Source organism: Micromonospora sp. NPDC048935, from assembly GCF_043197875.1.
Taxonomy (GTDB): domain Bacteria; phylum Actinomycetota; class Actinomycetes; order Mycobacteriales; family Micromonosporaceae; genus Micromonospora.
Map to the genome: position 1 here is coordinate 101,943 of NZ_JBICTZ010000011.1, position 18,321 is coordinate 120,263.

At 71.1% G+C, this 18,321-nt stretch carries 14 protein-coding genes and 1 pseudogene; 9 read left to right on the plus strand and 6 right to left on the minus strand.

Features of this window, described 5'->3' with window-relative positions; all coding sequences use genetic code 11:
• Positions 1–114: 114 nt before the first annotated feature.
• The 3 genes from ACGFIW_RS26720 (at position 115) to dusB (ending at position 3,533) form a co-directional block, all read left to right on the plus strand.
• A complete protein-coding gene (locus ACGFIW_RS26720; RefSeq protein WP_393321090.1) occupies positions 115–1,494 on the plus strand; it encodes a glycine--tRNA ligase in 1,380 nt (459 codons plus the stop codon).
• Positions 1,495–1,661: 167 nt separating this feature from the next.
• Entirely contained in the window at positions 1,662–2,273 is a 612-nt protein-coding gene (locus tag ACGFIW_RS26725) for a hypothetical protein (RefSeq protein WP_393321093.1), read from the plus strand.
• Between the two features lie 87 nt (positions 2,274–2,360).
• On the plus strand, positions 2,361–3,533 hold the full coding sequence (gene dusB, locus ACGFIW_RS26730; RefSeq protein ID WP_393321096.1) for a tRNA dihydrouridine synthase DusB: 1,173 nt from the start codon (positions 2,361–2,363) through the stop codon (positions 3,531–3,533).
• Between the two features lie 236 nt (positions 3,534–3,769).
• Here dusB and ACGFIW_RS26735 read toward each other — a convergent pair whose 3' ends face one another.
• Positions 3,770–4,429, minus strand: coding sequence for a C39 family peptidase (locus tag ACGFIW_RS26735; protein ID WP_393321099.1), 660 nt, complete (start codon positions 4,427–4,429; stop codon positions 3,770–3,772).
• 537 nt (positions 4,430–4,966) lie between these two features.
• Positions 4,967–6,808: a beta-N-acetylhexosaminidase gene (locus ACGFIW_RS26740; protein WP_393321102.1), complete on the minus strand. Its 1,842-nt coding sequence runs from the start codon at positions 6,806–6,808 to the stop codon at positions 4,967–4,969.
• A 258-nt stretch (positions 6,809–7,066) separates the two neighbouring features.
• Here ACGFIW_RS26740 and ppdK point away from each other — a divergent pair, with 258 nt between their 5' ends.
• Positions 7,067–9,775: a pyruvate, phosphate dikinase gene (ppdK, locus tag ACGFIW_RS26745; protein ID WP_393321105.1), complete on the plus strand. Its 2,709-nt coding sequence runs from the start codon at positions 7,067–7,069 to the stop codon at positions 9,773–9,775.
• A 40-nt stretch (positions 9,776–9,815) separates the two neighbouring features.
• Here the strand turns inward: ppdK and ACGFIW_RS26750 are convergent, their stop codons facing one another.
• Positions 9,816–10,316 carry a roadblock/LC7 domain-containing protein gene (locus tag ACGFIW_RS26750; RefSeq protein WP_393321108.1) on the minus strand — a complete coding sequence of 167 codons (501 nt, stop codon included), beginning with the start codon at positions 10,314–10,316 and terminating at the stop codon, positions 9,816–9,818.
• Positions 10,317–10,568: 252 nt separating this feature from the next.
• Here ACGFIW_RS26750 and ACGFIW_RS26755 point away from each other — a divergent pair, with 252 nt between their 5' ends.
• The 3 genes from ACGFIW_RS26755 to ACGFIW_RS26765 all read left to right on the plus strand — a co-directional run bounded on the left by ACGFIW_RS26755 (position 10,569) and on the right by ACGFIW_RS26765 (position 13,185).
• The gene (locus ACGFIW_RS26755) at positions 10,569–10,922 is read left to right on the plus strand and encodes a VOC family protein (protein ID WP_393321111.1); all 354 of its coding nucleotides are present in this window, start codon (positions 10,569–10,571) and stop codon (positions 10,920–10,922) included.
• Positions 10,923–11,082: 160 nt separating this feature from the next.
• Positions 11,083–12,339: a deoxyguanosinetriphosphate triphosphohydrolase gene (locus ACGFIW_RS26760; RefSeq protein ID WP_393321114.1), complete on the plus strand. Its 1,257-nt coding sequence runs from the start codon at positions 11,083–11,085 to the stop codon at positions 12,337–12,339.
• 15 nt (positions 12,340–12,354) lie between these two features.
• A complete protein-coding gene (locus ACGFIW_RS26765) occupies positions 12,355–13,185 on the plus strand; it encodes a siderophore-interacting protein (protein ID WP_393321117.1) in 831 nt (276 codons plus the stop codon).
• An 8-nt stretch (positions 13,186–13,193) separates the two neighbouring features.
• Here the strand turns inward: ACGFIW_RS26765 and ACGFIW_RS26770 are convergent, their stop codons facing one another.
• Positions 13,194–14,399, minus strand: coding sequence for a low temperature requirement protein A (locus ACGFIW_RS26770; protein WP_393321120.1), 1,206 nt, complete (start codon positions 14,397–14,399; stop codon positions 13,194–13,196).
• A gap of 113 nt (positions 14,400–14,512) precedes the next feature.
• On the opposite strand from ACGFIW_RS26770, the pseudogene dnaG reads away from it, so the two are divergent.
• Both dnaG and ACGFIW_RS26780 read left to right on the plus strand, forming a co-directional pair.
• Positions 14,513–16,415 (plus strand): annotated as a pseudogene (dnaG, locus tag ACGFIW_RS26775) (DNA primase).
• Positions 16,416–16,952, plus strand: coding sequence for a hypothetical protein (locus tag ACGFIW_RS26780; RefSeq protein WP_393321123.1), 537 nt, complete (start codon positions 16,416–16,418; stop codon positions 16,950–16,952).
• 16 nt (positions 16,953–16,968) lie between these two features.
• On the opposite strand, the gene ACGFIW_RS26785 is transcribed toward ACGFIW_RS26780, so the two are convergent.
• Together ACGFIW_RS26785 and ACGFIW_RS26790 are read right to left on the minus strand one after the other, a co-directional pair.
• Entirely contained in the window at positions 16,969–17,937 is a 969-nt protein-coding gene (locus ACGFIW_RS26785) for a TAXI family TRAP transporter solute-binding subunit (RefSeq protein ID WP_393321126.1), read from the minus strand.
• Complete coding sequence (locus ACGFIW_RS26790; RefSeq protein WP_393321128.1) at positions 17,934–18,314, minus strand: roadblock/LC7 domain-containing protein; 381 nt, start codon at positions 18,312–18,314, stop codon at positions 17,934–17,936. Before ACGFIW_RS26790 ends, ACGFIW_RS26785 begins: the two co-directional genes overlap by 4 nt.
• Between the last annotated feature and the right edge of the window lie 7 nt (positions 18,315–18,321).

Below are 18,321 nucleotides of genomic sequence, written 5' to 3' on the forward strand. Positions count from 1 at the left end.
CCCACCCCCGGTATTCTGCTGGGCTCAGGGCGACGGTGGTCGTACCGTTGTCCCGAACCGACCGATCCATCCACATCTCGCCCCCGCCGACCGCCAGCCGGCGTAGGAGGAAACATGCCAGCCGACCGTATCGACGCCGTCGTCAGTCTCGCCAAGCGACGAGGCTTCGTCTTCCCCTCCAGTGAGATCTACGGGGGCACCCGATCGGCGTGGGATTATGGCCCGCTCGGCGTGGAACTCAAGGAGAACGTCCGCCGGCAGTGGTGGAAGACGATGGTCCAGCAGCGCGACGACGTCGTCGGCCTGGACTCCGCCGTGATCCTGGCCCGCAAGGTGTGGGAGGCGTCCGGCCACATCGCCGAGTTCGTCGACCCGCTCACCGAGTGCCAGTTCTGCCACAAGCGGTTCCGGGCCGACCACCTGGAGGAGGCGTACGAGGCCAAGCACGGCAAGCCGCCGGTCTCGCTCGCCGAGCTGAACTGCCCCAACTGCGGCAACAAGGGCACCTTCACCGAGCCGAAGATGTTCAACGGCCTGATGAAGACCTACCTGGGCCCGGTGGAGAGCGACGAGGGGCTGCACTACCTGCGCCCGGAGACCGCGCAGGGCATCTTCGTCAACTACAAGAACGTCGAGACGGTCGCCCGTAAGAAGCCGCCGTTCGGCATCGCGCAGACCGGCAAGTCGTTCCGCAACGAGATCACCCCGGGCAACTTCATCTTCCGGACCCGCGAGTTCGAGCAGATGGAGATGGAGTTCTTCGTCGAGCCGGGCACCGACGAGCAGTGGCACGAGTACTGGCTCTCCGAGCGCTGGAACTGGTACCTCGATCTCGGCCTGTCGGCGGACAATCTGCGCCTGTACGAGCACCCCAAGGAGAAGCTCTCCCACTACTCGAAGCGCACCGTCGACATCGAGTACCGCTTCCAGTTCGGCGGCACCGAGTTCGCCGAGCTGGAGGGTGTGGCCAACCGCACCGACTTCGACCTCTCCACGCACAGCAAGCACTCCGGCGTCGACCTGTCGTACTTCGACCAGACCAAGAGTGAGCGCTGGATGCCGTACGTCATCGAGCCGGCCGCGGGTCTGACCCGCGCGGTGCTCGCCTTCCTGCTGGAGGCGTACGACGAGGACGAGGCGCCGAACACCAAGGGCGGCGTGGACAAGCGCACGGTGATGCGGTTCGACCCGAGGCTGGCCCCGGTCAAGGTGGCGGTGCTGCCGCTGTCGCGCAACGAGGCGCTGTCGCCGAAGGCCAAGGATCTCGCGACGCTGCTGCGCAAGCGCTGGGTGGTGGAGTTCGACGACTCGCAGGCGATCGGCCGTCGCTACCGCCGGCAGGACGAGATCGGCACCCCGTTCTGTGTGACAGTCGACTTCGACACCCTGGACGACAACGCCGTGACGGTGCGCAACCGGGACACCATGGCCCAGGAGCGAGTCTCCCTGGACCAGGTCGAGCGCTACCTGATCGAGCGCCTCCCCGGCTGCTGACACGCCTCGGAAATGGGCCCCTTCACCACCGTTTGGTGAAGGGGCCATTTCGTGGCCTACCAGGGAAAACACCGGTGCGGGTGACCCGTCGGCGGGTCGCGGTCGATGAAATTAACTCAATGCCATCTTTCGATATCTTGGTCGTGATCGGAAGAAGGTGGGTTGACATGGCGAAGCGACTTCTCGTCCTCCGCGTGACCGCCGCCGCGGCAGTCGTCGCGGTGCTGCCGGCGCTCTCGGGCTCCACGGCCCACCTCGGTACCGCCCAGGTGCCCCCCGCCCAGGCTGCCGCCCCCGCCCCGCCGGCGCCGAACGCGTCGAGCGGGTCGGCCGGTTCGGTCGACCCGTCCGTGTGGTCCGCCGAGGGGATGATCGAGGCCGCCCAGTCGAGGCTGGAGCCGAGGGTCGCGTCCCGCCGTGGTCCCGCGCGCAGTGCGTCCCCGCGAGCCCCCACGACACGTCTCGCCCCCGTCACGGCGATCCACTCGCAGGCCGCGATCGACCGCGGAGCGCTCGTCACCTGGACGACCTCGCCGACGTGTCTCCTGGCGGGGCACGACACCATGGGCTGGGCGTGGCTGGACGACCTACCGGCGGGACGGGTGGTGCGGGTCGTGTCGGGGCCGTGCGCGGGCACCTACCAGGTGGTCGGACGCCGGTGGCAGCCGCGCAAGGGAGGCACGATGCCGCACTGGGCGAGCCGATACGACCTCGTGCTCCAGACCTGCACGGGGCCCAGCGGGACGGGCTTCAGCACCGCCCGCCGGCTGTCCCGGTAGGCCCGCTCGGATCGCCCCCGGGGCGTCGACCCGAGCGCCCGCCCTGCGGCGGGCATAGGGGGAGGAACCCCTCCGTATACTTGCGGGGTGAGTGAAGTCGCGGTGGCGCCCGGACGCCCGTTGACCCTCGGTGGCTACCAGGTGTGGCCGCCGGTGGTGCTCGCGCCGATGGCCGGGATCACCAACGTCGGTTTCCGCCGGCTCTGCCGGGAGCAGGGCGGCGGCATCTACGTCTGCGAGATGATCACCACCCGGGCGCTTGTCGAGCGGAACCCGAAGACGCTGCGCATGATCGCGTTCGGCGACGACGAGAAGCCGCGCAGCCTCCAGCTCTACGGCACCGACCCGGAGATCACCGCCGCCGCCGTGCGGATCGTGGTGGAACGCGACCTGGCCGACCACATCGACCTCAACTTCGGCTGCCCCGTACCCAAGGTCACCCGGCGTGGCGGCGGCGCGGCGCTGCCGTGGCGACGCCGGCTCTTCGCGCGGCTGGTGCGGGCCGCGGTGGACGCCGCGTCGCCGGCCGGGGTGCCGGTCACGGTCAAGATGCGCAAGGGCATCGACGACGACCACCTGACGTACGTCGAAGCCGGGCTCGCCGCCCAGGAGGCCGGCGTGGCCGCGGTGGCCCTGCACGGGCGGACGGCCGCGCAGCGCTACTCGGGCACCGCCGACTGGGACGCGATCGCCACCCTGAAGCAGGCCCTGGACGTGCCGGTGCTCGGCAACGGCGACATCTGGGAGGCCGACGACGCGCTGCGGATGGTCGCGCACACCGGGGTCGACGGCGTGGTCGTCGGGCGTGGCTGCCTGGGTCGCCCGTGGCTCTTCGCCGATCTGGAAGCTACCTTCGACGGTCGTCCGCAGCGGCGGCTGCCCACCCTCGGCGAGGTGGCGGTGACCATGCGCCGGCACGCCGAGCTGCTTGTCGACCAGTTCGTGGCCGGCGCCCGCAACCCGGCCCGGGGCGAGCGGGACGGCTGCACCGATTTCCGCAAGCACGTCGCCTGGTACCTCAAGGGCTTCCCGGTCGGCGGCGAGCTGCGCCGCTCGCTGGCGATGATCGAAAGCCTGGCCCAGCTCGACGACCTGCTCGGCAAGCTCGATCCGGCGGAGCCGTTCCCGATGACCGCCCTGGGCCAGCCCCGTGGGCGCACCAACTCCCCGGGCAAGGTCTTCCTGCCGGAGGGTTGGCTGGCCAGTCGGGACGACGACGCCGTCCCCGAGGGTGCCGAGATGGACGACTCCGGCGGCTGAGCCGTTGGTCGGCTGAGTCCTTGGGTCGGCTCGGCCGTTGACTCCCTGGGTCTGTGAGTCTGTGGGTCTGTGGGTCCGGCGTCCTGTCGAGCCGATGTCGTGAACGAAACACCTGCTCGACGCGGCCGGCCACGACCCTGACGTGCCCGAAGGGCCGGTCCCCGTGGTGGGGTCCGGCCCTTCGGTGGTGCGGCCCTTCGGTGGTGCGGTGGTGCGGTGGTGCTTGTTGGTGTGGGTCAGTTGGTGGCGTAGCCGCGGGTGGCGATCCAGTCGGCGAGGTGCTCGACGGTCACCTCGTAGGAGGCCTGGTTCGGGTCGGCGGAGTCGGCGATCCTCACGATGGTGCCGTTGTCGCGGTAGCCGACGACGCTGATGTAGTGCCCACCCTCGTAGGAGTGGGAGACACCGTCGGTGTCGGTGCTCGTCCCGGCGATGTTGGCCACCACAGCCCGGCCGCCATCCACGGTCTTGACGATGTCGGCGCGCAGGGTGTCGGTCTGCTTGGCGTCGGCGTCGGGCTTGCTGATTTCGACGCTGTGGTAGGCGTCGGCCTTGCCGGTTTCCTTGTTCAGGACCGGGGTGATGTCGTTGATGCTGTTGGTGCCGGCCTCGGTGGTGCCCATTTCCTTGGCCATGTCGTCGACGTTGATGTTCTTGCCCTGGACGCTGAGGGCGTTTCGGGTGGCGGCGGGGCCGCAGTAGTAGAAGTTCGGCTGCGCCTCGTAGCGCACACCCAGCTGACGTTCACCGTGATCCTTGCGGTCGGTCTGGGTCTGGGTGGTCGGCTTGGCGTCCGACGCGGCGTAGGCGGTGGTGACGGGGCCGGCGATGGCACCGCCGGTGAAGGCGAGCCCAGCGGCGGTCAGGGCGGTCTTACGGATCAGATCGGTACGCATGGTGGCGTGCTCCTCTGCATCGGGGGTGTGCCCGCACGGCAGTCAACAAGGGGGTGCGTGCCGTGCGGGGAAGTTCGCGATGACGCCGGCGATCCGGGGGGACCTGCTCGGGCGTTCGGGGGTGTAACCATCCGGGGCGGCGGGGTATTTCGCCACGCTGGTCCGGGGGCGGCCCTGCCACTTGGGTCCGGGGTGGCCCTGCCACTTCGGGGGCCGGGGGTGTAACCGCGGCGACCCGGCGGGTGTTCTCGGCGGCTGCCGTGCACCACGGCCCGTGGTCGCGGTGGCGTGCCAGGTATAACGACCCCGCCCGACCGGCCATTCCGCCGCCGGAGTGGTCCCGACCACCCGACACCGACCACCAAACCCGACAACTCGCCCACCGTGCCCACCTGGCTAACCGACACGGCGGACGAGCCGGCGTGATCGACTCGGGTTCACGGAAATCGCGGTGTCCGGATGCCGGGGACACCCCGACATCATGAAAGCCGAGACGATCACGCCGGTCTGTGGCGATCATGCGCTGCGGGCCGGGGATCAGGGCGCGGCGGTGTCGGTATGCGTCGTGTCGCGTTGGGTGGGGATGGTCGGGGTGTTCGGCCAGGGGACCTCGGGCGCGCGGTGGAAGGTGATGCCGGCCCTCTCCCAGCGCGGGCCCTGAGCAGCCAGTCGGTTACGGAAGCCGGCCCAGTCGTGGGTCGCCCGGGGTGACCAACCCAGCTCGCCGATGGCGGGCAGTCGGGGCAGGAGCAGAAACTCGATGTCGGCCAGCGAGGTCACCGACTCGGTCCAGAGCGGGGCCTCCACCCCGAGGACGGCCGTGGCGGGCACGTCTGCGACATGTGTGCCCGGATCCCAGTCGTACGCCTTGCGCACGTCGATCAGGCCAGCCCAGTCGTGCCCGATGGGGGTGTCCGATGCGTACTTCATGTCCAGGTAGGCGTGGTTGCCGGGGGACACGATGAGGCGGGCGCCCCGCCGGACCGCGTCGGCCGTGGTGGGGTCGTCGGCGTTCGTGCCCCACCACTGCAACACCCGACCGTCGATGTGCCCGGCCGGTGCGAGCTGGTGCCAGCCGACGACGGTCTTGCCGACGCCGGCCACGATGCGCTGCACCCGCTCGACGAAACCGGTGTAGACCTCGCCCTTGACCTTGAACGCCTCGTCGCCGCCGATGTGCAGCCACGGCCCCGGGGTGAGCGCGGCCACCTCGCCCAACACGTCCGTGACGAAGTCGTACGTGCGCTCGTCGGCCGGGTCGACGTAGCTGAAACCGACTTCGGTGCCGGTGTACGGCGGCGGTGCGATCTTGTCCGGTGCCAGCTCCGGATACGCGACGAGCGCCGAGTTGGTGTGCCCGGGAAGGTCGATCTCCGGGACGACCGTGATGTGGCGGGCGGCGGCGTAGGAGACGATCCGCCGGTAGTCGGCCTTCGTGTAATGCCCGCCGGGGCCACCGCCGACCTCGGTCGCCCCACCGATGGAGGTCAACCTCGGCCAGGAGTCGACGGCGATCCGCCAGCCCTGGTCGTCGGTCAGGTGCAGATGCAGGTGGTTGAGCTTGTAGCGGGCGAGGTGGTCCACGACGCGCAGGATGTCCTCGACGGTGAAGAAGTGCCGTGCGACGTCGAGCATCGCGCCCCGGTAGGGAAATCGGGGAGTGTCGGTGATGGTCCCGCCGGGCAGCGCCCAGCGTTCGGTGACCGGGGTCGGGCTTTCGATGGCCGGCGGCAGCAGTTGGCGCAGGGTCTGCACGCCGTGGAAGAGGCCGGTGGCGGTGACGGCGGTGAGGCGGACTCCGTCGCGGGCGACGTCGAGCCGGTAACCCTCCGCGCCGAGGTCGGCGGCCTCGTCCAGCACCAGCGCGATGCCACCGGCCGACCCCGGCCCGGCTGCGTCGGCGGGCGGCACCGGGTGGACCGCTGCGTCGGCCGTTGGCACCGGACGGGCGGCTGCGTCGGCCGTCGGCACCGGGTCGGCGGCGGGGTGGGTGATCGGCAGCGGGTAGCCGGTGGCGGGCCGGAGCAGCTCGGCGAGTTGCGTGGCGACGGCGAGTGCGGCGGGGTCGGCGCCGACCACGATGACCGCGTCGGCCGGCAACACCCAGTCGTCGGCCGGGACTGGCCGGACCTGCGCGGGAGCGGGCACGACGTCGGCCAGCCGGTGCGGGGCCGGCGGTGCGAGGTGCGGGGCCGGCGGGGCGAGGTGCGGGGCCGGCGGTGCGAGGTGTGGTGTCGGCGGGGCGAGGTGCGGGGCCGGCGGGGCGAGTAGTTCGTGAGCGGCCCGCTCGGCGGCCTGGGCCAGGGTGACCGCGTCCGACTCCCGCGCCGGTGGCGGCACCGGGCCGGTGGCGGGGGTGGGGGAGGGGATGGTCGACACGGCGGCGACTCCGAGGGGTGTATTCGCGTCGGTTATGGCAAAAGTGAGGTTCACCGGCTGGCGTGCCGTCAAGCGTACGACGCTCGGCCGGGGTGCGTGATGGTGCGCATGGAAGCGTTCCCAGAAACCGGTACGAACACGGATAGTCGTGATGGCTGTGCCAATTGTCACCGAAAGGTCCCAGGTCATCCGACGCTCGCCTAACCTTCGGCCTGAACCTTCGTTAAGTTTCCGTCCGGCGCGTGTATGGAGGCTTTGGTGGCAGCGCAAGAGACCGTCGACCACAAGTACGTCTACGACTTCTCCGAAGGCAACAAGGATCTCAAGGACCTGCTCGGCGGCAAGGGGGCGAACCTCGCCGAGATGACGAACCTCGGCCTGCCCGTTCCCCCCGGCTTCACCATCACCACCGAGGCCTGCCAGGCGTACCTCGCGACGGGGCGGGAGCCGGACGGGCTCGCCGGTCAGATCGAGGCGCACCTGGAATCGCTGGAGCGCGCGATGGGCAAGCGCCTCGGTGACCCGGGGGACCCGCTGCTGGTCTCGGTCCGCTCCGGTGCCAGGTTCTCCATGCCCGGCATGATGGAGACCGTCCTCAACGTCGGCCTCAACGACCAGAGCGTGGTCGGGCTCTCCGCCCAGGCCGGCGGCAACGACAGGTTCGCCTGGGACTCCTACCGCCGCCTCATCCAGATGTTCGGCAAGACCGTCTGCGAGGTCCCGGGCGAGGAGTTCGAGCACGCACTCGACCAGATCAAGAGCGCCAAGGGTACGCACGACGACCTGGACCTGGACGCGGACGACCTGCGGGGGCTTGTCGACGCGTACAAGAAGATCTTTTTGAAGCACACCGGTCGGGAGTTCCCGCAGCAGCCGCGTGAGCAGCTCGACCTCGCCATCCGGGCGGTCTTCGAGTCGTGGAACGCCGAGCGCGCGGTGCTCTACCGCCGCCAGGAGCGCATCCCGGCCGACCTGGGCACCGCGGTCAACGTGGTGACGATGGTCTTCGGCAACCTCGGCCCGGATTCGGGCACCGGTGTCGCGTTCACCCGTGACCCGGCCAGTGGCGCGCAGGGCATCTACGGCGACTACCTGGCCAACGCCCAGGGCGAGGACGTCGTCGCCGGCATCCGCAACACCGTGCCGTTGCAGGAGTTGGGGCAGCTCGACAGGGCTTCCTACGACGAGCTGCTCGGCATCATGGCTCGGCTGGAGGAGCACTACAAGGACCTCTGCGACATCGAGTTCACCATCGAGCGCGGCAAGTTGTGGATGTTGCAGACCCGGGTGGGCAAGCGCACGGCCGCCGCCGCGTTCGTCATCGCCGGTCAACTCGTCGACGAGGGCCTGATCGACCTGGACGAGGCGCTGCACCGGGTCAACGGCGCGCAACTGGCCCAGCTGATGTTCCCCCGCTTCCAGCTCGACCACGAGTTCCAGCCGGTCGCGACGGGTATCGGGGCCTCGCCGGGCGCGGCGTCCGGCACCGTGGTCTTCACCTCCGCGCGGGCCGTCGAGCTGGCCGCCGAGGGGAGGTCGGTGATCCTGGTCCGCCGGGAGACCAACCCGGACGACCTGAACGGCATGATCGCCGCCAAGGGCATTCTCACCTCCCGTGGCGGCAAGACCAGCCACGCGGCGGTGGTGGCCCGGGGCATGGGCAAGACCTGCGTCTCCGGTGCCGACGAGATCGACGTGAACGTGCCGGCGAAGCGGTTCACCGTGGCCGGGCAGACCGTGCAGGAGGGCGACGTCGTGTCCATCGACGGCACCACCGGCAAGGTCTACCTCGGCGAGGTGCCGGTCATGCCGTCGGAGGTGGTGCAGTACTTCGAGGGCAGCCTCGACCCGGAGCACATCGACAACGCGCTGGTCCGGGCCGTACACCGGATCATGACGCACGCCGACGGGAAGCGGCGGCTGGCGGTCCGCACGAACGCCGACACCGGCGCGGACGCCGCCCGGGCCCGGCGCTTCGGCGCCGAGGGCATCGGGTTGTGCCGCACCGAGCACATGTTCCTCGGCGACCGGCGGGAGCTGGTCGAGCGGCTGATCCTGGCGCGCGCCCCGGGGGAGCGGGAGGCGGCGTTGGCGGCGCTGCTGCCGTTGCAGCGGGCCGACTTCGAGGAGATCTTCCGGGAGATGGACGGGCTGCCGGTCACCGTCCGGCTGATCGACCCGCCGCTGCACGAGTTTTTGCCGCCGTTGGAGCAGCTCGCGGTCAACGTGGCGGTCGCCCAGGAACGCGGCGAGGACGTCGCCAAGGAGGAGGCGCTGCTGGCCGCCGTGCGGCGGATGCACGAGGAGAACCCGATGCTCGGGTTGCGGGGCGTGCGCCTCGGTCTGGTCATTCCCGGCCTGTTCGCGATGCAGGTCCGGGCCATCGCCGAGGCGGCGGTCAGTTGCGCCCGCGACGGTGGCGTGGCGAAGCCGGAGATCATGGTGCCGCTGGTCGGGGCCGTGCAGGAGTTGGAGACGGTCCGCGCCGAGGCCGAGAAGATCATCGCGGAGGTGGTCGGGGACAGTGGGGTCGAGGTGCTGATCGGCACCATGATCGAGGTGCCCCGGGCGGCGTTGACCGCCGGGCAGATCGCCGAGGCGGCCCAGTTCTTCTCCTTCGGCACCAACGACCTGACCCAGATGGGCTGGGGTTTCTCCCGCGACGACGTCGAGGGGGCGTTCTTCTGGCGCTACCTGGAGCTGGGCATCTTCGGCATCTCGCCGTTCGAGTCGATCGACCGCGACGGCGTCGGCCGGCTGGTGCGGATCGCCGCCGAGGAGGGCCGGGCCGCCCGACCCGGGCTGAAGCTCGGGGTCTGCGGCGAGCACGGCGGCGACCCGGACTCGGTGCACTTCTTCCACGAGGTCGGCCTGGACTACGTGTCCTGCTCGCCGTTCCGGGTGCCGGTGGCCCGCCTGGAGGCCGGTCGGGCCGTCGTGGAGACCGGCGGCTCGGACAGCCGGTGACGCGGGCCGGCGGCGGCCCGGCCGCCGCCGGCACCGACGATCAGATCGGCGGGCGACGCCAGGTCGGCCGCGCCGAGCGGCGCAACTGCGTGGGTAGGGTCGCCATCGGGGTACGCACGGCGAGCGGCGCGTGCGCATCCGGAACGGCTGTGGCACCCACACCGCCGCCGCGGGTGTCCAACACCGAGCCGGCCCGTCGGGCCACCGCCCGAGCCTCCTGGTGCAGCTCCTCCAGGCTTTCCGGTCCTGATGCGGTGACCAGGGTCAGCAGGGCGGTGCGCCCCGCCGGGTAGGTGACCACACAGCCGGCCGTCGTGCAGACCACCGACTCCCGGAACTCACCACGCCGGACGGTGTCGGCAACCCGGTTGCCGAGCCCGAAACTGGCGGCGGCCAGCGCGGCGAGGTGGGTGGCGTCGGTGCTGGGCAGATCACTGGAGATGAGCAGCCCGTCGGTGCCGGCCAGCACCGCCCCGGCGACCTCGGGTCGGCGTCGGCGCAGCCCGCGTAGTTCCGTACCCACCACCGTGTCTGCGTCCACGAGCTGCTCCCTTACCGGTCGGGATCTGCGTGTCGGTCGGCTGGTCACGTTCGGCGATGGGAACGCTACCGCTGGCCATCTCCGCCCGCGAGCCCGTAACGCACGGCGATCGGTCGACAACTCCGGGCCGATCGGCGGTTGTGGACACTTCGTCGACGCGTCGGGGGCGCGTCGGGCAGCCGGGACGGGCGTAACCTTGGCTCGCTCGCAAACGGCTGATTGCGTACGCCGTCGAACGGGAAAGGTGACTGAATGACCAGCGTCTGGGAGAGCCTCACCGTCGATGCCCGTGATCCGGCGCGACTGGCCCGTTGGTGGGCCGAGGCGCTCGGCTATCAGGTCGTCACCGAGAAGCCGGGCGGCGTGGAGATCCGCCAGTCCGCGGACCGGTCGCCCGCCCTGTTCTTCGGCCTGGTGACCGAGGGCAAGGAGCGCAAGAACCGGCTGCACCTCGACCTGCGCCCCGCCGACCGGGAGGCCGAGGTCGAGCGCCTGGTCGACATGGGCGCCCGGCACGTCGACATCGGCCAGGGTGACGTCGACTGGACGGTGCTGGCCGACCCCGAGGGCAACGAGTTCTGCGTCCTGCGTGAGCGCGAGGAGTGAGCCGGTTTTGCGAGCCCCGCAGTCGCGAACAGCGGTGGTTCCGTGAGCGCGAGGAGTGAGCCGGTTTTGCGAGCCCCGCAGTCGCGAACAGCGGTGGTTCCGTGAGCGCGAGGAGTGAGCCGGTTTTGCGAGCCCCGCAGTCGCGAACAGCGGCGGCTGCGTGAGAAGTGAGCCGGACGCCCGCCTGGTCGAGGAGTCGCCCAAGGACACCGGGCATCGCCGCTCACCGTACGAGCGGGACCGTGCCCGGGTGTTGCACTCGGCGGCGTTTCGTCGGCTGGCCACCAAGACCCAGGTGCACACCGCCGGCACCGACGACTTCCTGCGTACGCGGCTGACGCACTCGTTGGAGGTGGCGCAGATCGCCCGCGAGGTGGGTGCCCGGTTGGGCTGCGATCCGGATGTGGTCGACGTCGCCGGGTTGGCTCACGATCTCGGGCATCCGCCGTTCGGGCACAACGGCGAGTCCGCTCTGGACCTGCTGGCCACGCCCTGCGGCGGCTTCGAGGGCAATGCGCAGACGTTGCGGGTGTTGACCCGGTTGGAGGCGAAGGTGCTCGCCCCGGACGGTTCGTCCGCCGGCCTGAACCTGACCCGCGCGTCGCTGGACGCGATCGGCAAGTACCCCTGGCCGCGTCGTCCGGGGCAGCGCAAGTTCGGGGTGTACGCGGACGACGCGGCGGTCTTCGGCTGGCTCCGGGCTGGTGCTCCCGGCGACCGGCGCTGCCTGGAGGCGCAGGTGATGGATTGGGCGGACGACGTCGCGTACTCGGTGCACGACGTGGAGGACGGCATCCACGGCGGGTACGTGACGTTGGGTCCGCTGCTCGCGGATGCCGACGAGCGGGCCGCGCTCTGCGCCGACGTGGCCGCCGCGTACTCCGGCGAGTCGGCGGACGACCTGGCCGGGGTGCTGGTGGATCTGCTGGCCGATCCGCTGCTGGCCCCGCTGGCCGGCTACGACGGCAGCCACCGCGCCCAGGTCGCGCTGAAGGCCACCACGAGTGGGCTGACCGGCCGGTTCGTGTCGGCGGCGGTGGCCGCCACGGAGGAGCGCTCCGGCCCCGGCCCGCACCGCCGCTATGACGCCGATCTGGTGGTGCCGAGGCTGGTCCGGGCCCAGTGCGCGCTGCTCAAGGGCATCGCCCTGCGGTACGTGATGCGTCGGTCCGGGTTCCGGGACCGCTACGAACGGCAGCGGACGATGCTTGCCGAGTTGGTGGCCGCACTGCTGCGGCGTGCGCCGGACGGGCTCGATCCGATCTTCGCGCCGATGTGGCGGGCGGCGGAGGATGACGCCGCCCGACTGCGGGTGGTGATCGACCAGGTCGCCTCGCTCACCGACCCGGCGGCGGTGACCTGGCACACCCGACTGGCCGGTAACGGCACACCGCCGAACGGTCACGAGCCAGCTTAGGCTAGCCTAACTGTCATGACGGAGCGCCCCAGGAACGTCACCTCGGTCCACGTGCTGCGCACCGAGCGGCCCACCCCGCACCTGATTCGGCTCGTCCTCGGTGGGGACGAGCTGACCGGCCTGCCGGTGGGCGAGTTCACCGACCACTACATCAAGCTGGTGTTCCCGCAGCCCGGTGTCGCGTACCCGCAGCCGTTCGACCTCGCCGCGATCCGCCGGGACCTGCCCCGGGAGCAGTGGCCGCGGCTGCGTGCGTACACCGTGCGGCGGTGGGACCCGCTGGCCGAGGAACTGACCGTGGACGTGGTGCACCACGGCGACGAGGGGCTGGCCGGCCCGTGGGCCGCCGCGCTGCGTCCGGGTGACCCGGTGCACTTCGTCGGCCCCGGCGGGGCGTACGCGCCGAGCCCGGACGCGGACTGGCACCTGCTGGTCGGCGACGAGAGCGCCCTGCCGGCGATCGCCGCCGCGTGCGAACGACTGCCGCTGGGTGCGCCCGCCCACGTCTTCGTGGAGATCGCCGACCCGGCGGACGAGCAGAAACTGCTCAGCCCCGGCGCGGTCGAGCTGACCTGGCTGCACCGGGGCGACCGTCCGGTGGGCGAGGCGCTCGTCGAGGCGGTCCGCGCGTTCGAGTTCCCGGCCGGCCGGGTGCACGCGTTCGTGCACGGCGAGGCCGCCTTCGTCCGGGACCTGCGCCGGCTGCTGCGCGGCGAGCGGGGCGTACCCCTCGACCGGCTCTCCATCTCCGGCTACTGGCGGCGCGGCATGGACGACGAGGGTTGGCGCTCCACCAAGGCCGACTGGAACAGCCAGGTGGCGGCCGAGGAGGCCACCGCCGCCTGAGGGCTGGCTCAACCCTCGGGCGTGCGGTTCGCCTTGCCGGCGCGGGCGAGCCGTCGGCTGAGCAGTACGGCGTACCCGACGACCGCCAGGGAGAGCAGCGACAGCATCACCCTCGGTCGGTGCACCGTCGCGGTGATCAGGGAGACCGAGAGCACCCCGTAGGCGGAGATCGCCAACCGGGCGAGGCTCGGTCGGGTCCACAGCCAGTACAGGGCCAGGCCACACAACGTCCAGATCACCATCGAGGCGCCCAGCAGCAGTCGCAGCTCCAGCGGCAGCCGGGCCGCGTTGGCGTCGACAAGCCGGACCACCTGGCCGAGCGCCCAGCCGAGCAGCAGCAGCGCGCCGCCGAGCGGGATGTGCAGGTAGCTGTACGCCTGCCCGCCGCGCAGCCGACTCTGGAGCAGGCGGGTGGTGACGAATGTGGTGTAGACCCACCAGACGGCCGCCGGGATGAGGAAGGCCATCGCGGCGGTGAGGATCATGTGCGGCGGAGGGTGGTCCGGCACCGCGAAGAGCAGGCTGGCCAACGCGCTGCCCAGCACGATGATGGTGAACTGGCCGATGCGTTCCGGCAGGTGCCGGTTGTCCACCGGCCAGCGGTTGAGCCACCGCACACCGACCCAGGGGGTGGCCAGTTCGATGACCATCGCGACGATCCACAGGACCGGGCGCAGCTCGGTGGGCATGATCAGCGACACCAGCCAGATCAGCCAGCCCGACCCGAAGCCGATCAGGTAGACGGTCGTCACCAGGCGGGCCATCGCGCTGGTCGGGCGGGCCCGCAGGTACAGCAGGAGCAGCACGCCCCGCACGATCAGGTAGCCGACCGGCAGCAGCACGCTCTCCGGGACCTCGTCGACGCCGAGGGTCATCGCGCCCGCGCCGACCAACGCGACGAGCACCAGCAGTCGGTGCGGCGCGTCGTCCGGATCGAACCGGGTGTCGTAGTAGACCTGCCCCAACCAGGCCCACTGGATCACCACGAAGAGCCCGATCACGGCCAACACGGCAGTCGGCGACGGGGACGGTTCGTTGCCCAGCCGGGCCACCACCGCCGCCAACGCGTACACGAAGATGAGGTCGAGGAAGAGCTCCAACCAGGTGGCGTGCCGGTGGCCGGCCTCGTCGGCCTGCGGGGTCTGCCCGCGTAGCCCCATCCGAGCGGCAAGCCGGCTCGGCAGGTGGAGGGCGTCGGTGCGTACCCTGCGCATCTGGTCATGGTCCCCGTGCGGGCCCGGCCGGCGGGCCGGAACCGCCCAGCCGGCGGCGGTGGCCGCCACACCGGCATCCCCCGGCCGGCGTGTCGTCGGCCCGGCAGGGCAGGATGTACGCCGAGGGGGTGGCGCATGGCTGGGCGGATCCGGGACGAGGACATCGCACTGGTCCGGGAACGCACCTCGATCGGGGATGTGATCTCCGAGACGGTCACCCTCAAGTCCGCCGGTGGCGGCAACCTCAAGGGTCTGTGCCCGTTCCACGACGAGAAGAGCCCGTCGTTCAACGTCTCCCCGGCCCGCAACGTCTGGTATTGCTTCGGCTGCGGGGCCGGCGGCGACGCGATCAAGTTCCTGATGGACGCCGACCACCTCAGCTTCGTCGAGTCGGTCGAGCGGCTGGCCGGCCGCGCCGGCATCCAACTGCGCTACGTCGAGGACGACCGGAGCACCCCACGCCCCCGCCCGCAGCAGGGCCAACGGCAGCGCCTGGTCGCCGCGCACGCCGCCGCTGTCGAGTTCTACCGGGCGCAGCTCAGCACGGCCGGGGCCCGGCCGGCACGGGAGTTCCTGGCCAAACGGGGTTTCGACCGGGCCGCCGCCGAGCGCTACGGCTGTGGTTTCGCCCCGGAGGGTTGGGACCTGCTCACCAAGCACCTGCGCCAGCAGGGTTTCACCCACCAGGAGCTGGTCACCGCCGGGCTGTCCCGGGAGTCCCGCTCCGGCACCCTGATCGACAGGTTCCGCCGTCGGCTGCTCTGGCCGATCCGGGACCTCGCCGGCGACGTGATCGGCTTCGGCGCGCGCAAGCTCTTCGACGATGACGACGGCCCGAAATACCTGAACACCCCCGAGACGCCGATCTACAAGAAGTCGCACGTGCTCTACGGCATCGACCAGGCCAAGCGCGAGATCGCCAAACAGGGTCGGGCGGTCATCGTCGAGGGTTACACCGACGTGATGGCCTGCCACCTCGCCGGGGTGACCACTGCGGTGGCGACCTGCGGCACCGCCTTCGCGGCGGACCACATCTCCGTGCTGCGGCGGCTCCTGTTCGACAGCGACGAGGTGGCCGGCGAGATCATCTTCACCTTCGACGGTGACGCGGCCGGTCAGAAGGCCGCGCTGCGGGCCTTCGAAGACGACCAGCGGTTCGTCGGGCGCACGTTCATCGCGGTCAGCCCCGACAACATGGACCCGTGCGATCTGCGGCTGGCCAAGGGTGACCTGGCGGTGCGTGACCTGGTCGCCCGCCGCGAGCCGCTCGTCGACTTCGCGCTGCGGCACGTGATCGGCCGCTTCGACCTGGACACCGTCGACGGCCGGGTCGAGGCCATGCGTCACGCCGCGCCGCTTGTCGCGCGACTCAAGGACCGGGAGAAGCGCCCGGAGTACGTCCGCAAGCTCGCCATGGATCTCGGGATGGAGATCGAGCCGGTGCAACGGGCGGTGCTCGCCGCCGCCAACACCCCGCCGTCCGGCACCCGCGACGCCGCCCCCGCCGCCCGGCCCGCCTCGGCCCGCCCGGAGCCGGCCCTGGACAGCCCGCAGTCGATGGTCGAGCGGGAGGCGCTGAAGCTCGCCCTCCAGCAGCCCGTCCTGGCCGGGCCCATGTTCGACGCGGTCGAGTCGACCGAATACCGCCACCCGGTGCACGTGGCGGTGCGCGCGGCCATCGGGGCGGCCGGTGGTGCCGCGTCGGCGACCGGCGGCGCGGTCTGGATCGAGTCGGTCCGGGACGCCTGCGACGACCTGGCCGCGGCGGCGCTCGTCGGCGAGTTGGCGGTGGAGCCGCTGCGCATCGACGGCGAAGCGGACCCGCGCTACGTGTCGATCACCATGGCCCGGGTGCAGTTCGGGTCGGTGACCTCGCGCATCCGCGACATCAAGTCGCGCATCCAGCGGATCAACCCGGTCAACAACAAGGACGAGTACTTCGCCGCCTTCGGTGAGCTGCTGTCCCTGGAGCAGCACGCGCGGGCGCTACGCGAGCAGGCTGCGGGAGGCCTCTAGATGGGACTGTTCAGCCGCAAGCCGAAGCTGCCACCGGCCAGCCGGCCGCCGCTGACCCCCGACGAGCGGGTGCTGGCCTGGGCGGCTGCCGGCAACGGCGAGGGTGACGGGGTGGTGGTCGCCAGCAACCTCGGGCTGTGGCTGCCCGGTCGGGGGCACCGGCTCGGCTGGCACACCATTCTCAAGGCCGTCTGGTCCGGCCGGCAGTTGACAGTCACACCCGCCGAGACAGTCGTCGAGCGCGACGGCTACACGGTGGTCGCCGACGGCCCGGCCGAGACGTACCTGCTGCTCGACCCGGGTGAGCTGCCGCACCAGGTGCGGGCGCGGGTGACCCGCTCGGTCGCGTACACCGAGCACCAGCCGGTGCCCGGCGGCGCGGCGCGGGTCGCGGCCCGGCGCGTGGCCGGGGCCGACGGTCTCACCTGGACGGTCCGCCTGGATCCCGGCACCCCGGCGGACGACGAGGCCCTGCTCGCCGAGACCGACCGCCTGGTCGGCCTGGCCCGCGCCGCCACGGCCCCCGGGGACCTGTGAGCGACCGCCCGGTCGCTCAACTCCCCCGGTAGTAGCGGCCGGCACCGGGATGCAGCGGGATCGGCTCGCTCAGCGCGGCGCTGGCCCGGGTGAAGTTCGCCGCCTCGGGATGGACGGCGATCAGCTCCGCCTGGTGTTCGAAGAGCGTCCGGGTGAGGTCGTACGCCAGACCGTCGGGCATGTCGGCGCTGACCAGGATCACGTTCGCCACGGTGATGGTGGGCGCGTCACTCGCCGTCTTGTAGACGTTGGCGCTCAACGTCGAGGTCGTGTAGACGGGGCCGTAGCCCTTCTCCAACGGCTGGAGAAGGTTGTCCAGCGGTAGCAGCCGGAACGCACCGGGCGAACTGGTGAGCAGGTCCTTGATGCCGGGGGTGGGCAGACCGCCGGAGAAGAACATGGCGTCCAGGCTGCCGGCCCGCATCTGTTTCACGGTCTCGGGCAGCGACAGGGTGAGCCGTCGGACGTCGCGGTCCGGATCGAGATTGGCCGCCGTGAGCAGCCGGCCGGCGATGATGTCGGTGCCGGACTTCGGCGAGCCGGTGGAGACCCGCTTGCCACGAAGGTCGGCGACGGTTTCGATCTTGCTGTTGGCGCGCACGATCAGGTGGGTGTAGTTGCTGTAGATGCGGGCCAGCGCGCGGACCGACTGCGGCTTCCCGTCGAACGCGCCCTTTCCGGCGATGGCGTCGGCCGCGGTGTCGGCGAGACTGAACGCGATCTCCATGTCGCCGTTGGTCAGACGGTTGATGTTCTCCACCGAGGCGCCGGTCGGCTCGGCCCGTGCCTCGTAGCCGGGCAGATGCCGATTGATCAGGTCCGCGTAGCCGCCGCCGAGCTGGTAGTAGACACCAGTGGTGTTGCCGGTGGCCAGGAAGATCCGCCCACCGTGCCAGGCGTCCGACGTGGACGATTCGCCGCCGCAACCCGCGACGAGCACGGCCAGCAGCAACGCCGCCCCCAGCCGCCGCACTCGGGTGGTCACCGTCGAACCGCCGGCTCCAGGGCCTCGGCCACTCGCTGCACCAGGGTCGCGGTCTCGTAGCCGATCTGGCCGAGGTCACAGCCGGGTGCCGCGAGCACGCCGAGCAGCGCGCGTGAGCCGACCGCCATCACCAGCAGCACACCACCGTCCATGTCGACGATCTGCTGGCGTACGCGGCCCGCGGACATCAACCGAGCCGCGCCGACGGTCAGGCTCGCCAGTCCGCTGATCACGGCGGCGAGCTGGTCGACCTGGTCGATCGAGAGGTGGGGGGAGGCGGCCAGTCGAAGCCCGTCCTCGGAGACCGCGAGGGCGTGCGACACATCCGGAACCTGGTCCACGAAGTTCGCGAGCAGCCAGTCCAAGCCTGTTGTCACGGGTGGC